At 69.4% G+C, this 13120-nt stretch carries 17 protein-coding genes; 5 read left to right on the forward strand and 12 right to left on the reverse strand.

The window, feature by feature from the left end; all coding sequences use genetic code 11:
- Positions 1 to 22: 22 nt before the first annotated feature.
- A complete protein-coding gene (gene miaA, locus ACO1BU_RS05960) occupies positions 23 to 1000 on the reverse strand; it encodes a tRNA (adenosine(37)-N6)-dimethylallyltransferase MiaA (RefSeq protein ID WP_424135000.1) in 978 nt (325 codons plus the stop codon).
- A gap of 28 nt (positions 1001 to 1028) precedes the next feature.
- On the opposite strand from miaA, the gene serB reads away from it, so the two are divergent.
- Positions 1029 to 1922: a phosphoserine phosphatase SerB gene (gene serB, locus ACO1BU_RS05965; RefSeq protein ID WP_424135001.1), complete on the forward strand. Its 894-nt coding sequence runs from the start codon at positions 1029 to 1031 to the stop codon at positions 1920 to 1922.
- On the opposite strand, the gene ACO1BU_RS05970 is transcribed toward serB, so the two are convergent.
- Positions 1892 to 2614 (reverse strand): ArsR/SmtB family transcription factor, encoded by a 723-nt coding sequence (locus tag ACO1BU_RS05970; protein WP_424135002.1) that lies wholly within the window; start codon positions 2612 to 2614, stop codon positions 1892 to 1894. The genes serB and ACO1BU_RS05970 overlap by 31 nt on opposite strands.
- A 121-nt stretch (positions 2615 to 2735) precedes the next feature.
- Between ACO1BU_RS05970 and ACO1BU_RS05975 the strand changes: the two genes are divergently transcribed.
- The gene (locus tag ACO1BU_RS05975; RefSeq protein WP_424135003.1) at positions 2736 to 3479 is read left to right on the forward strand and encodes a sulfite exporter TauE/SafE family protein; all 744 of its coding nucleotides are present in this window, start codon (positions 2736 to 2738) and stop codon (positions 3477 to 3479) included.
- Positions 3480 to 3571: 92 nt separating this feature from the next.
- On the opposite strand, the gene ACO1BU_RS05980 is transcribed toward ACO1BU_RS05975, so the two are convergent.
- From ACO1BU_RS05980 to ACO1BU_RS06000, 5 genes are all read right to left on the reverse strand, one after another.
- Positions 3572 to 4717, reverse strand: a complete 1146-nt coding sequence (locus ACO1BU_RS05980) for a DegT/DnrJ/EryC1/StrS family aminotransferase (protein WP_424135004.1) — start codon at positions 4715 to 4717, stop codon at positions 3572 to 3574.
- Between the two features lie 14 nt (positions 4718 to 4731).
- Positions 4732 to 5754 (reverse strand): NAD-dependent epimerase/dehydratase family protein, encoded by a 1023-nt coding sequence (locus ACO1BU_RS05985; protein ID WP_424135005.1) that lies wholly within the window; start codon positions 5752 to 5754, stop codon positions 4732 to 4734.
- 329 nt (positions 5755 to 6083) lie between these two features.
- Complete coding sequence (locus tag ACO1BU_RS05990; protein ID WP_424135006.1) at positions 6084 to 6221, reverse strand: hypothetical protein; 138 nt, start codon at positions 6219 to 6221, stop codon at positions 6084 to 6086.
- A gap of 7 nt (positions 6222 to 6228) precedes the next feature.
- Entirely contained in the window at positions 6229 to 6579 is a 351-nt protein-coding gene (locus tag ACO1BU_RS05995) for a RidA family protein (protein ID WP_424135007.1), read from the reverse strand.
- A 57-nt stretch (positions 6580 to 6636) separates the two neighbouring features.
- Positions 6637 to 6855 carry a hypothetical protein gene (locus ACO1BU_RS06000; RefSeq protein ID WP_424135008.1) on the reverse strand — a complete coding sequence of 73 codons (219 nt, stop codon included), beginning with the start codon at positions 6853 to 6855 and terminating at the stop codon, positions 6637 to 6639.
- 128 nt (positions 6856 to 6983) lie between these two features.
- Between ACO1BU_RS06000 and ACO1BU_RS06005 the strand changes: the two genes are divergently transcribed.
- The gene (locus ACO1BU_RS06005) at positions 6984 to 7565 is read left to right on the forward strand and encodes a YqhA family protein (protein WP_424135009.1); all 582 of its coding nucleotides are present in this window, start codon (positions 6984 to 6986) and stop codon (positions 7563 to 7565) included.
- A gap of 11 nt (positions 7566 to 7576) precedes the next feature.
- On the opposite strand, the gene ACO1BU_RS06010 is transcribed toward ACO1BU_RS06005, so the two are convergent.
- The 3 genes from ACO1BU_RS06010 to ACO1BU_RS06020 are packed head-to-tail and all read right to left on the reverse strand — an operon-like array spanning position 7577 to position 9324.
- Positions 7577 to 8446, reverse strand: a complete 870-nt coding sequence (locus ACO1BU_RS06010; RefSeq protein ID WP_424135010.1) for a metal ABC transporter permease — start codon at positions 8444 to 8446, stop codon at positions 7577 to 7579.
- An 18-nt stretch (positions 8447 to 8464) separates the two neighbouring features.
- Positions 8465 to 9196, reverse strand: a complete 732-nt coding sequence (locus tag ACO1BU_RS06015) for a metal ABC transporter ATP-binding protein (protein WP_424135011.1) — start codon at positions 9194 to 9196, stop codon at positions 8465 to 8467.
- Positions 9193 to 9324 carry a hypothetical protein gene (locus ACO1BU_RS06020; RefSeq protein ID WP_424135012.1) on the reverse strand — a complete coding sequence of 44 codons (132 nt, stop codon included), beginning with the start codon at positions 9322 to 9324 and terminating at the stop codon, positions 9193 to 9195. Before ACO1BU_RS06020 ends, ACO1BU_RS06015 begins: the two co-directional genes overlap by 4 nt.
- A 94-nt stretch (positions 9325 to 9418) precedes the next feature.
- Between ACO1BU_RS06020 and ACO1BU_RS06025 the strand changes: the two genes are divergently transcribed.
- Entirely contained in the window at positions 9419 to 10720 is a 1302-nt protein-coding gene (locus ACO1BU_RS06025; protein ID WP_424135013.1) for a DUF445 domain-containing protein, read from the forward strand.
- A 6-nt stretch (positions 10721 to 10726) separates the two neighbouring features.
- Here the strand turns inward: ACO1BU_RS06025 and mscL are convergent, their stop codons facing one another.
- Together mscL and ACO1BU_RS06035 are read right to left on the reverse strand one after the other, a co-directional pair.
- Positions 10727 to 11188, reverse strand: a complete 462-nt coding sequence (mscL, locus tag ACO1BU_RS06030) for a large conductance mechanosensitive channel protein MscL (RefSeq protein WP_424135014.1) — start codon at positions 11186 to 11188, stop codon at positions 10727 to 10729.
- Between the two features lie 8 nt (positions 11189 to 11196).
- Positions 11197 to 12480, reverse strand: a complete 1284-nt coding sequence (locus ACO1BU_RS06035; protein ID WP_424135015.1) for a TAXI family TRAP transporter solute-binding subunit — start codon at positions 12478 to 12480, stop codon at positions 11197 to 11199.
- A 144-nt stretch (positions 12481 to 12624) separates the two neighbouring features.
- Between ACO1BU_RS06035 and ACO1BU_RS06040 the strand changes: the two genes are divergently transcribed.
- The gene (locus tag ACO1BU_RS06040; protein ID WP_424135016.1) at positions 12625 to 13008 is read left to right on the forward strand and encodes a hypothetical protein; all 384 of its coding nucleotides are present in this window, start codon (positions 12625 to 12627) and stop codon (positions 13006 to 13008) included.
- Positions 13009 to 13120: the final 112 nt, after the last annotated feature.

Genomic DNA, 13120 nt, shown 5'->3' on the forward strand with positions numbered 1-13120 from the left:
CTACGGGTCACCTTCCACCCCGTCAACCGCTTGTTTTCAGAAATGCTAAGATTTCACCCAGTCGACTTTCCGAAAATTGCTCAACACCATCGATCCGCGCATTGATGATATGCGCACCGCTCGGGACAGCGAGTGGATGATGGCGGAACCAGGTCGCCTGGCGCTTTGTGTACTGACCGATGGCCAGGGTGGCCCGCCGGCCTGCCTCCTCCAACGAAAGCGCTCCCCGGAGCACGGCGGATAATTCGGGAACCCCATGCGCGCGCATGGCCGGCAGCGCCGGGTCGAGCTGCTGGTCCAGCAGGGCCCGGACCTCTTCCATCGCCCCCGCTGCCAGCATCGCGTCCCACCGCCTAATGATGGCCTGGCGCAGCACTTCCCGCGGCGGGTCCAGGCGGATGGCACGGAAGGCATAAGGCGCCGGGCCAGTGCTCGGCGCGTCCTCCTGCCAGTCGGCGATCCCCCTTCCCGTCCCGCGCCATACCTCCCAGGCCCTGGCAAGGCGCTGGCTGTCACTCGGGCGGAGCTTCGCCGCGCTACGCGGGTCCACCACGGCGAGGCGAGCGTGCAGCGCTTCCGGTCCTTCCTCCGCGAGCAGGCGCCGTGCCTCTTCACGCGCTTCGGGCGGAATGGCCGGCAGCTCCGAGAGCCCTTCCGTCAGGGAGCGGAAATAGAGCCCCGTCCCGCCACAGAGGATCGGCAAAAGCCCCGCCGCCCTCGCCTGCGCCATCGCCTCCAGCGCCGCCTCCCGCCACCAGGCGACCGAGGCGGCACGCGAGGCCGGGTGCACGCCATAGAGGGCATGCGGGGCCATCGCCTCCTCCTCCGGCGTCGGCCGGGCGGTCAGGATGCGCAGCTCGCGATAAACCTGCATGGAATCGGCGTTGATCACCACGCCGCCCAGGCGCTGCGCCAGGACCAGGGCGAGGGCTGACTTGCCGCTCGCGGTGGGACCCGCAATCAGGATGGCAGCCCCGAGTTTTTTGACAGATTGCTCCATGGCGGGTCCGAGGGCATGAACCACGCCCATGTCGCATGTCCTCACCCTTATCGCACCCCCGGGCCAGCTCTCGCCCGCCCTCCTAGGCCGGGCCCGGGACGCGCTCTCCGCGCTCGGTGCCGATTTCGGCGCCCCGGATTGGCTGGCCGAGGCGGAGGCGGTGGATCTGCCCTTCTCGCGCCTCGATCCCGATCAGGCCGTGGCCGCCGCCCGAGCCGCGCTTGAGGGCGAGCCGGTGGACGCCATCGCCCAGCCTGCTGAAGGCCGGCGTAAATCGCTGCTGATCGCCGACATGGACAGCACCATCGTCACTTCGGAGACGCTGGACGAGCTGGCCGCCTATGCCGGCCTCAAGGACCGCGTGGCGGAGATCACCCGGCGCAGCATGAACGGGGAACTGGACTTCGCCGCCGCGCTTCGCGAGCGCGTGGCCATGCTCAAGGGCCTCAAGCTCGATGCGCTGCGGGCGACCTGGGAGCAGACCCGCCTCATGCCCGGGGCGAAGGAGCTCGTGCGCACCATGTCGGCGAATGGCGCGCATTGCGCCCTTGCATCCGGCGGCTTCACCTTCTTCACGGGCCGGGTGGCGGCGATCTGCGGCTTCCAGAGCCACCATGCCAACACGCTGATGGACAATGGCTCCGCCCTTTCCGGCAAGGTGGCCGAGCCGATCTTCGACCGCGATTCGAAGCTGGCCACCCTCACCCGCCTCGCAGCCGAGAAGGGCCTGCCCATGAGCGCCACCCTGGCAGTGGGCGACGGCGCGAATGACCTGGCGATGATCGGCGCGGCGGGCCTCGGCGTCGCCTATCGGGCCAAGCCGATCGTTGCCCATGCGGCTCGCGCACGGGTGGATCATGCCGACCTGCGTGCGCTGCTCTACGTCCAGGGCTACCGCGCGGCGGAGATTGTCTCCGACTGAGGCGTGGCTTCGCGTGGATCCAGGCCAAAGGCCTCGCGGAGACCAAGACGCCCGGCGGGGGTGACGGTCACAGCCCGCGAACCCGCCACGCGCCGAACCCAGCCGAGTTCAAGGCATCGCCGGCACAGCGCCGCGCCCAGCGCGCCGGCCAGATGCGGCCGGCGCTCACTCCAGTCCAGGCAGGGGCGGCAGAAGGGGCGCCCCCGCGCGACAGGCACGGAAACGCCGATCCCGGCGAGAAAATCCGCGCCCGCCTCCGTCAGCGCACCGCCATCGGCGGAAAGGTCCAGCTGCCCGCGCGCGACCATGGCATCCGCCATTCCCACGGCCAGCCGCCCAGCCAGATGGTCGTAGCAGGTACGGGCCTCGCGCAGAGCCGCGTCGCGCGGGCCGGTACGGGGCTGCCTGCGCGGGCGAGCGGCCGAGAGCGCCATCAGCCCTTCCAGCACCCGCGCAACCTCGGGTGAGGCGACCCGGTGGTAGCGATGCCGCCCCTGGCGCTCCACGGCCAGCAGCCCGGCCTCGACCAGCCGCGCCAGATGGCCGCTGGCCGTGGTGGGTGCGACACCGGCCACATCCGCCAGTTCGCCGGCGCTCAGGGCGCGACCATCCATCAGCGCGGCCAAGATGTTCAGCCGGGCCGGGTCGCCCAGAGCAGCGGCGGTCTCGGCAAGGGCGGCGGTGCTGACCATGGGGCATCTCCTCCGGCACCCAGCCCGATACAGCGTGGCCAGGCAGTGATACTACGGCCGCCGCCGAAACGTCGCGCATCCCCGCCGCGCAGGATGACGCGACGGAGCACAGGGAGCTTCCATGGATTTGACGCTTATACTTGCCATCACGGCCACCTTCACCCTCGCTGGCTTCGTGAAGGGCGTGATTGGCATGGGGCTTCCGACCGTGGCCATGGGTTTGCTTGGCTCCCTGATCCCACCAGTCGGGGCAGCGGCACTGCTCGTCATTCCCTCCATCGTCACGAATGCCTGGCAGATGGCGCTCGGCCCCGGGCTGGCGCCGCTGCTCCGCCGCCTCTGGCCAATGCTGGCCGGGGTGTCCCTGGGAATTTGGGCCGCCGCCGGGATGCTGACGGGCCGAGGCACCGGGGCAGCAATGGGCGCACTCGGGGCGGCGCTGATGGCTTATGGGGTAATCGGGCTGCTGCCCTGGAGAATGCCACAGGTTCCGCCGCAGCACGAGAAATGGGCTGGGCCGGCTGTCGGCGTGGTGACCGGCGTTGTGACCGCGGCGACCGGCGTCTTCGTCATTCCGGCCCTGCCCTATCTCGGCGCGCTGGGCCTGAATCGGGACGAAACGGTGCAGGCGCTGGGCCTTCACTTCACCGTCTGCACCTTCGCCCTGGCGCTCGCACTGGGCATGACCGGCGCCTTTAGCAGCGACCTGGTCTGGGGATCCATCGTGGCCGTCGCCCCCGCGCTGATCGGCATGGCGCTGGGTAATGCGCTGCGCCGGCGGATCAGTCCGGAGGTGTTCCGACGCTGGTTCTTCGTGGGAATGCTGGTCCTCGGCGGGCAGCTCCTTCTGCGCGCCTTCAGCTAAGGCACGGCCCCGGGGCGGTCAGGCTTCGGGATCGCAGGGGTCCGTGGTCTCCTCCCCTCAGAGGTGGCGCGTGCCGTCCCGGCCTGGGCGTGTCACAGCGCGCGCAGCGCCGCGCAGACCTTCTCCAGCTGCACCCCGGTCATCTCCGGGAAAACCGGCAGGCTCATCACCTCTGCTGCGGCGCGCGAGGTCTCGGCGCAGCCGGAGGGCCCCATGGCAATGCGGCCCCTGTACGCCCCCTGCTCGTGCACGGGCACGGGATAGTGGATTGCCGTGGCAATGCCCTGCATCCGCAGCCGCTCCATCACCGAGGCGCGCTCCGGGACACGCAGCACATACTGGTGGAACACGTGCTCCACCCCCGGCGCGCGGTAGGGCGCGGCGAAGCGGCCGTTCGCCAGGGCGGCGTCATAGGCTGCCGCGATCTCTCGCCGGCGGGCATTGCCCGCATCCAGAAGCGGCAAGCGCACGCGCAGGATGGCGGCCTGCACCTCGTCCAGCCGCGTGTTCACGCCGGGCTCGTCGGAGATGTAGCGGGTGTGCCAGCCATATTGCCGGATCGCGCCCATGCGCTTCGCCAGCACGGCATCCGGCGTGGCCGTGACGCCCGCATCGCCCAGCGCGCCGAGATTCTTCGTGGGATAGAGGCTGAAGGCGGCCGCATCGCCGATCGTGCCGAGCATGCGGCCATTCAGCCTCCCGCCATGGGCCTGCGCCACATCCTCGATCACCGCCACCCCGGCCACGCGGCAGGGCTCCAGGATCGCATCCAGGTCACAGGCATGGCCATAGATATGCACGGGGATCACGGCGCGGATCGGCGGCAGGCCGGGTGGCGGACTGCGCAGCACCTCCAGGAACTCCGCCATGTCCATGCAGAAGGTCCTTGGGTCGATGTCGATCAGGATGGGCGTCGCGCCGACCATCTCGATCGCGGCCACCGTTGCGACAGCGGTATGGGACACGGTGGCGACGGCGCAGCCCGGCCCGATGCCCAGGCCCCGCAGCACCAGCGCTATGGCGTCCGTGCCGTTGGCGCAGCCCACGGCGTGCATCTCTGGGCCGCCATCGGCGGCAAGCCAGGAGGCGAACTCCTTCTCGAAGGCCGCGCCCTCCTGCCCGAGGATGTACCAGCCGCTGGCCAGCACCCGCGCCACGGCGGCGTCGATGGCCTCCCTCTGCGCACGGTAGCCGGCGCCGAGATCCGCCTGGGGTACGGTGATGTCGGGTGCGTTCATGGGAACGTCGGTCCTCAGATCTCGTCGGAGAGATAGGCGGGAAGGTTAGGGCGGAACCAGTCCACCGTGCGGCGCAGTCCCTCGGCCAGGCCCACGCCGGGGCGCCAGCCCGTCAGCTTGCGGAAGGCGCTGTCATCGGCGTGGTAGGAGCCGATATCAATCGCGGCGCGCTCCGCTGGAAAACTTCTGAGTTCGTAACGCCCCTGCCCCGCCGCGACCACCATGGCATCGCCTAGGGCCCGGAGGCTGATGGGCGCGTCGCCGCCCAGGTTGAAGGCCCGTCCCGCCGCGCCATCCATGCCCGTTCCGGCCTCCAGCGCACCTGCCGCGGCCAGGAAGGCCGCCACCACGTCATCGACATAGGAGAAATCGCGGAGTTGCTCGCCACCCCAGACTTCGAAAGGCTCGCCCTCCAGCACCCGCCGCACCCAGATGCCCAGGAAGGTCTGCCGCGCATCCTTCACCCGCATGCGCGGGCCGTAGCAATTGGTCAGGCGCAAGGATGTCACCCTGCGGCCATGCACGCGGTTCTCCAGTAGCCAATACTGCTCCCCCGCGAATTTCGAGACGCCATTGGCGTCCGGTGGCACGATCGGGTGCGTCTCCGGCACCGGCAGAACCTGCGGGCGGCCATAGAACTGCCGGGTGGAGGCATGAACCACAAGCGCATCCGGCGCCCCCTTCCGCAGCGCCCTGATCAAACGGAGCTGCGCGTGGCCATTGATGGCCAGGTCCGTGAAGGGGTCCGTCTGGCTGCCGGCATGGCTCGTCTGCGCAGCCATGTTGAACAGCGCGTCGATACCCTCCACCATCGGATCGAGATCAGCGTCGCGCAGATCGGCCTCGACCAGCCGCGCGCCGCTGCCGGCAAGGTTGGCCCGCCGCGCCCCGGTTCCCGGAAGCATCGCGTCCAGCGCCACTACTTCAGCGCCTGCCGCCCAGAGCGCGTGGCAGAGCGCGGAGCCGAGGAAGCCCGCACCGCCCGTGACCAGCACGCGCCTGCCGCGCCAGTCCTGCCCCGTGCCGTCCACCGTCATACGTGTTTACGTCCTGTCCCTGATCCCGGACCGTGCGGCCCGCAAAGAACCCTTCCGCCGGCGCCTGCACAGCATCGACATGCCTGGCGGCGGGACCTGGGCCGGATTGCGGCGCCCGCCGGGCCGCTCCTTCTATGCCCCGGCGAGGACAGCATCAAACCCGGTCGTTCCCTCGCGGGGTCATCCTCTTCCGTGGTCGCGGGGCGGGGGTTTGCGAGGCAGCTGCGCGTGATCTCGTAGTAGGCGAAGAGCAGCAGGAAGGCCGCTCCGACCACCGGCTCCGGCGCTTCGGAAAAGGCCGAGCGCCTGACCACGGTGAACAAGGCCGCTTAGGTAACAAAGCCGATTCCCGCGCCCAGCGCGAAGTCCAGCCCGGGCGCAAACAGCCAGAACAGCACGCCGAAGCCGAGCGCCGCCGCCCCCAGAACGGCGAAGGAGAACCAGGCGCGGTCGCCGACAGGGAGCATCAGATGCTCACGGCGTGCGGGCGATTCCGGTGATCTCCACCTTCCAGGCCGGGTTCACCAGCGGGGCCTGGATCGTCATCCGCGCGGGCTTGGCGGAGGGATCCAGCCAGGCATCCCAGGCCCGGTTCATCGCGGGTGCGTCGGCGATGTCGGCCAGGATCACCTGCACCTGCAACAGGGCGCGCTTGTCTGTCCCGGCCTCGGCCAGCAGGGCGTCAATCTGGCGCAGGATGTCGGCGGTCTGGCCCTCAGCATCCAGTGTGGCGTCATCCGCCACTTGCCCGGCGAGGAAGACGAAGCCCCCCGAGACCACCGCGCCGCTTAGGCGCTCCTCCTCGGCCAAGCGGCGGATGTCCATGCGAATCTCCTTGTTGAAGGCGGCGCAGAGTGACAGGGCGGGCCGCCCGGGCAAGCCTCAGGCCGTCGGCGTGTCCGTTCCGTCCCCTTCTGCCCGGTAACCCACCCGCATACCGCTGGCAGGGTTACGGTCGAGCTGCGGCCGGAGACCATGGCGTGCTCCCACCGCCTGGGCGGCAGAGGCGATCTCGTCCTTCTCGCCCTCTGTACAGTTGAAGGTCACCGTGCCCCGGGCCCCGGCCGCCTTCTCCAGCCGGTCATCCCACTTCGATGCCATGGCCCTCTCCTTCCAGGTTCCGCTTCAGTGGCTTCAACGCGAGACTGGCCGGGAAGGCGGTGCCCAATTCCGCCGTTCCGGATCCGGTCCTGATTGTGCCAGGCGGGCCGGCGTGCCAGCACAGCGCCATGGGCGACCTGCTGAACAAGATCATCCTGGCGAGCCGCTACGTGCTGGCGGTCTTCTATCTCGGCCTCGCCGCGACACTGGCGCTCTACGCGGCCAAGTTCGCGAGCAAGGTCTTTGAATTCGGCACCAAGGTCTTCACCGCGGACGACCACGACAACCTGCTCGCCATTCTTTACCTGCTGGATTCGGCGCTGGTCGCGGCGCTGGTGATCACCGTCGCGCTCTCCTCCTGGGACACGCTCGTTTCGCGGCTGAAGCACGATGCGGAGCGGGAGAATATGAGCTGGGTCGCGAAGGTCGATCCCGGCAATCTGAAAATCAAGCTGGCCACGGCGCTGGTCGCCATTTCCGGCATCAACCTGCTGCAGCTGTTCCTGGACATCCGGGAAACCGAGGACCGCGTGCTTTTCTGGGGGCTGGCCATCCACGGCGCCTTCCTGCTGGGCGTCCTGATCCTGGCCATTGCCGACCGGCTGGAGGGCACGCCGGAAGGCAAGCCCACCGCCGAGACGCCCGCGGGCCAGAAGACCGGCTCCCTGCCTGGCCATCCTCGGCGCTCTGAAACCAGTCCCCAGGCCTGAGACGCGCCGTGCTACCCCGCCAGATGCCGGTGGCGCAGGAAGCGCGCCAGTAAGCTGTCCACCGGCCCAGCCAACACTGAAGCGGCCCAGGCCAACCCGGCGGAGAGCACCACGGCCGGCCCGGTCGGCACGTCTAGGTGATAGGAGACGAGAATGCCGGTAACCGAGGCAAGGATGGCAACAAGGCTGGCCGCATAGGCCATTCCCCCGACGCCCCGCGCCCAATGGCGGGACGCGACGGCCGGCAACATCATCAACCCCACCGCCATCATGGTGCCCAGCGCCTGGAAGGCCGCCAGCACGTTCAGCACCACCAGAGCCATGAAAAGCAGATGCCAAACCCCGCCCCGCGCACCCTCCGCGGCGGCAAAAGAGGGGTCGAAGCATTCCAGCACCAGCGGCCGCCAGGCGAGCGCCAGCGTTCCCAGGGTGACGGTCGCGACCCCGGCCATCATCAGCAGAGCCGGATCGTCCACCCCCAGCACACTGCCGAAGAGGAGATGGGTCAGTTCCACCGACCCCGCCGAGGCGGAGACCATGGTCACACCCAGGGCGAGGGCAACGAGATAGAGAGCGGCCAGGGCCGAATCCTCGCGCCCGCCCGTGGCGCGGGCAATGGCTCCGGCACCGAGCATCACCACCAGCCCTGCCACCAGCCCGCCCGCCGACATGGCCGTGACGGACAGCCCCGCCAGGATGAACCCTGCCGCGACGCCTGGCAGGATGCCATGGGCCAGCACATCGGCCGTCAGGCTCATTCGCCGAAGAACGAGAAAGACGCCGAGCGGCGGTGCCGCGACGGAGAGGGCGAGGCAGCCGACCAACGCGCGCCGCAGAAAGCCAAATTCAGCGAAGGGCGCGATCAGCAGATCGTAAAGCAAGGGATCAGACAGCCCGGCTCAGGCCGCGCGCTCGCAGGGTTCCGCGGCAGGATCCCAGGCTTCCGCCATCATCCGGGCGCGAAGGCGGTTGGCGGCCGTCAGGGCCTCCTCGGTCCCGCACCAAGCCACGGGATCGCGGGCCAGGAGCAGCGTTTCCGGGAATTCCCGCCGCACGAGTTCGAGATCGTGCAGCACGGCCACCACCGTGCGGCCCTGCCCATGCCAGCCGCGCACCAGGCGGAGAAGGTCGGCGGCTGTGCGGGCATCCACCGCGTTGAAAGGCTCGTCCAGCAGGATCACCGGCGCGTCCTGCACCAGCAGACGCGCGAAAAGCAGGCGCTGGAACTGCCCGGCGGAAAGGCTGCCCACAGGGCGGCGGGCAAAGCCCCCCAGCCCCACCGCCTCCAGCGCCGCCTCGGCCCGCGCCCGGTCCCCCGCGCCCATGGCGCGGAAGGCACCTGCGCGCGACCAGTGCCCGAGCATGGCGACATCCAGGCAGGCGATCGGGAAGCTCCGGTCCAGCGCCGACATCTGCGGCAGCAGGGCGATACGCTCCGCCGGCCGCTCAATCCGGCCGCCATCCAGGGGGTGCAGCCCGGCGATGGCGCGCAGCAGCGTCGTCTTCCCCGCCCCATTCGGCCCCACGATGGCCGTTAGGCTTCCCGGCGCGAATTCGCCGGAAAGGTGGTGAACCGCGGGATGGCGGTCATGCGACAGGGTGACGTCGCGGAGGCGGATGGCGCCGCTCATGCGCTCATAGCCCAGTACACGGTCGCCCAGAGAAGCGCCGCGACTAGCAGCGCCCAGCCCAGGCGCGGCAAGGCGCCGCCCGAAAGGGCCAGGGGGTCGTCGAGGCGGAGGGGGAAGCGAGGGGACATGGTGTTACGACATAACATACGCCTGGGGAACTGACTGTTCAACGCCGTCCCCGCACTGGAGATGCCGCCCTCGCATCGCCACTCTCGGGCGACGATGGATATGACTCCCCCAATCGCCCCTTCCCGCCCCGCCCCGTCGGACGAGGTGGCCCTCCGTGCTCGCCTGAACCGCCACCGCGCCGTGGCCACCGGCCTTCTGGCGGGCATGGCCGGCATCACCGTCGGCTCCTACGCCCTGCCGCCGGGCTATTGGACCGACCTGCTACAGGCCTCAGCCAAGGCGGGGCTGGTGGGCGGCCTGGCTGACTGGTTCGCCGTGACGGCCCTGTTTCGCCACCCGCTGGGCCTTCCGATCCCCCACACGGCCATCATTCCCAGCCAGAAGGAGCGGCTGGGTCAGGGGCTGGGGCGCTTCGTCGCGAACCATGTGCTGACCGAGGCCGAGCTGCGCCGCGTGACCGGCCGGATCGACGCCCCCGCCCTGCTGCGCCGCTTCCTCTCCGACCCCGACAGTGTCCGCCCCCTGGCGGAGGCAATCGCCGCCGCCCTGCCCCGCATCCTGCGCTCGCTGGAGGATGGCCGCGCCCGCCGCCTGCTCCTGCGATTGCTGCCACGCATGGTCTCGGGCCAGGCCGCCACGCGGATGGTGGCACGGCTGCTGCGGCTGCTGGTGCAGGGCGGGCGCCATCAGGAGGTATTCGGCCTCGCCCTTTCCCAGATCAAGGCGCTGCTCGCCGCAAAGGAAGAGAGTCTCAAGGCAGCCATCGCTCAGCGCGTGCGCGCCGAAGGCGGTGTGCTGGTTGGCTGGATGGCCGGCGCTCCGGTGGCCCGCCGCATCCTCGCTGCCCTGAATGCCGAGTTGGAGAAGGTGGAGCCCGGCGACAGCGAGCTGCGCGCCGCCTTCGAGGACTGGGTAGAGGCCGAGATCAATCGGCTGGAGCAGGATCCTAGCAGGGCCGCGGCGGTCGGGGACGCCCTGCGCTCGGCCCTGGCGCATCCGGCCGTCTCCGCCTGGCTCCTGGACGCCTGGAGCCGGCTCCGTACCGCGCTGGAGGCTGATGCCGCGCGGCCTGAGGGGCGCACCGTCTCCCTGATCGCCGGGTTGCTCGCCAATCTCGGCGACATGCTGGACAAGGATGAGGCAGCGCGGGCGCGGCTGAATCGCGGCATCGAGTCCGCGCTGCTGGCGGTGCTGCCCGCCGCCCAAGGACGCATCTCCGGCTTCATCGCGGAGGTGGTGGCAAGCTGGGACACCGCGACGGTGGTGGACAAGATCGAGCTGCGGGTGGGCCGTGACCTGCAATATGTGCGGATCAACGGCACCATCGTCGGCGCGCTGGCCGGCGGGGCGCTGTTCGCCCTGCTGCACGCCATCTTCGGCCGGGTGGCCTTCTGACAGGGGTCAGGGCTGCGTACCGGGTTTCCGGGTGTCGCCGACGACACCACCCGCCTTGCGCAGCTCGTCCCGTATCTCCTCCAGCAGTACCTGGTCCCGGGTCGGCCCCACTACCTTCTCCGGCGCGGCATAAAGCCGATGCACCAGCCGCACGAGCCAGAACACGGCGAAGGCCACGATCACGAACTTGATCAGGGCATTGATGAACTTGCCGATGGCCAGCACCGCCGCGCCGGATTGGCGCGTCGCCTCCAGGGATGGCCCGCGCTGCCCGGACAGCACAACGAAGACGTTGGAGAAATCGATCCCACCGATCAGCAGGCCGATCAGTGGGTTGAGCAGGTCCTCCACCACGCTGCTCACGATCGTGGTGAAGGCAGCGCCGATGACGACTCCCACCGCCAAGTCCACCACATTGCCCCTGGCGATGAAGGCTTTGAACTCGCCCAGCCAAGCCGGTGTCTTCACGGGTCACCTCATGCCGCTTCGGGATCCACCTTGCGGCGGCGTATCCAGGCAATATGACGCCGCAACTCGTAGATGCGGTCGGCATAGCTGTCCGGCAGCTTGAGACTTTGCGCCTCCTGGTCCAGCGCGTCGAGCTTCGCCACCGCGTGGATGGAGAGGCCCTTCTCGCTCTCCTCATCCACCTTGCGCACCTTGTCGTAGATGGCCCAGAGCTGCCGCTCGATCTGCCAAGTGTAGATGGCCGGGGCGATCCGCATCAGCGGCAGCAGCAGGGTAATCAGCGGGATCACCAGCACCCAGAGCCGCTCAACCGTGATCGCGATCCAGAAGGGCAGATAGGTCTGCAGGAAGGAGACGCCTTTCTCGTAGAAGCGTTCGGCATCCGCCTGCAGCGGCACCTCGTGGTTCAAGCCCGAGGGGAAGCGGCCTTCCGGCGAAAAAAGCGTGCGGCCCTTATGAGTGTCGCGCAGGATCCGCATCATCAGCGCGGCCACCTGCGGATTCAGGTCATCCCGTGCCAGCACGGAGGCGGCAGGCGCCATGAGCATGACGTCGCCCCGTGGAAGGTTCTCGGCCAGGCTGAGGCCCGCATTGGGCAGCTTCACGGGCGTGAGAAAAGGCAGGTTCGCCGCATAGGCGTCAGCCCGGCTGCCGAAATTCAGCAGTTCCACGCCCGGCGTGCGAACCAGCCGGTTGATTGCGTCGGTCGGGCGCGCCGCGACGAAAACCGCCGCCTGGACCTGCCCGTTCGCAAGCGCCTCAGCCGCCTCGTTGCCGGAGAGCGGAACCGGCTGGATGTCATTGGCCGTCAGACCATTCGCCGCGAGCACCGCCAGGGCGAGAACGCGGGTGCCGCTGCCCTCCGGGCCCACCGCGACAGGCTGCCCGCGCAGCGCCTGCACCGGGGCCTGGGTCTGTGGCTGTTGCCGCACGAAGATCCAGAGCGGCTCGAAGAAGACCTGGCCGAGGGTGACCAGGCGCTGCGCGCCCGCGGCGGTGGGGACGCCACCCTGCACCAGGGCGAGGTCCACCCGCCCCTCCCGGATCAGGCGGATGTTCTCCGCCGATCCCTGGGTCGTCACACGCTCGATCTTGAATCTCTCGGCCTCCAGCCCCCTGGCATATTGGTTTATCGTGGCCGTGTAGGCGCTCTGCGGATCGGCCGAGACGGCGAGGCGGACGGTTTCCGGCGGCGCGGGCGAGACGAAGCGCCAAGCGACCACCAATCCGGCCAGGGTGATCAGGATTACCAGTCCCCAGGACCGGAAGAAGGCTTTGATGGCTTGCCACATGGCTGCGCAACGGGAACATGGCAGGTGGGTTGCCGGCGCGGCATGTCCTTCCGCGCAACCGCATGGGGATGACCACGTTGCGTTGCTGATCCGCCATGACGGTCCCGTCTGGGATCGCGGATCGTCATAACGATGGAGACTGCCATGTCCCGGAATTTCGCGACCCTCGCGGCCGCTTGTGCCTTCAGCGCCCTCCTTGTTGCCGGCTCGGCCGCCCAGGCCCAGGGTACCATGGACCGCGGCGGCATGAGCGGCAGCGGTATGAACAGCGGTGGCATGACGAGCGGCGGCATGAGTGGCGGTGGCGCGATGAACGCCCCGCAGGCCGGCTCGGGCGACATGTCCGGCCGACCGATGGCCTCCGGCTCGCATCACGGGATGCGCCATGAGCGTCACATGCAGCGCCGGGCGGAGCGTCGCCAGATGCGCGCCGACCGCCGTGCCGCCGAGAACCCCGACGGCGCCTATATGGGCGGCGGCGGTGTGTTTGAGCGCGCGCCTGACGGCTCGCTCCGCCCTGTGATGTAATCAGGCCTCGGCCGGTGATCCGGCCGGGCATTCTGACACACGAAGCGCCGCCCGGCCCCCCCCGCGGCGCCTTACCGCTGTGCCTCACACGGTCACCACGCCAAACCGCCCA

This window comes from Roseomonas chloroacetimidivorans (assembly GCF_049629625.1).
In the GTDB taxonomy this organism is placed as follows: Bacteria; Pseudomonadota; Alphaproteobacteria; order Acetobacterales; family Acetobacteraceae; genus Roseomonas; species Roseomonas chloroacetimidivorans.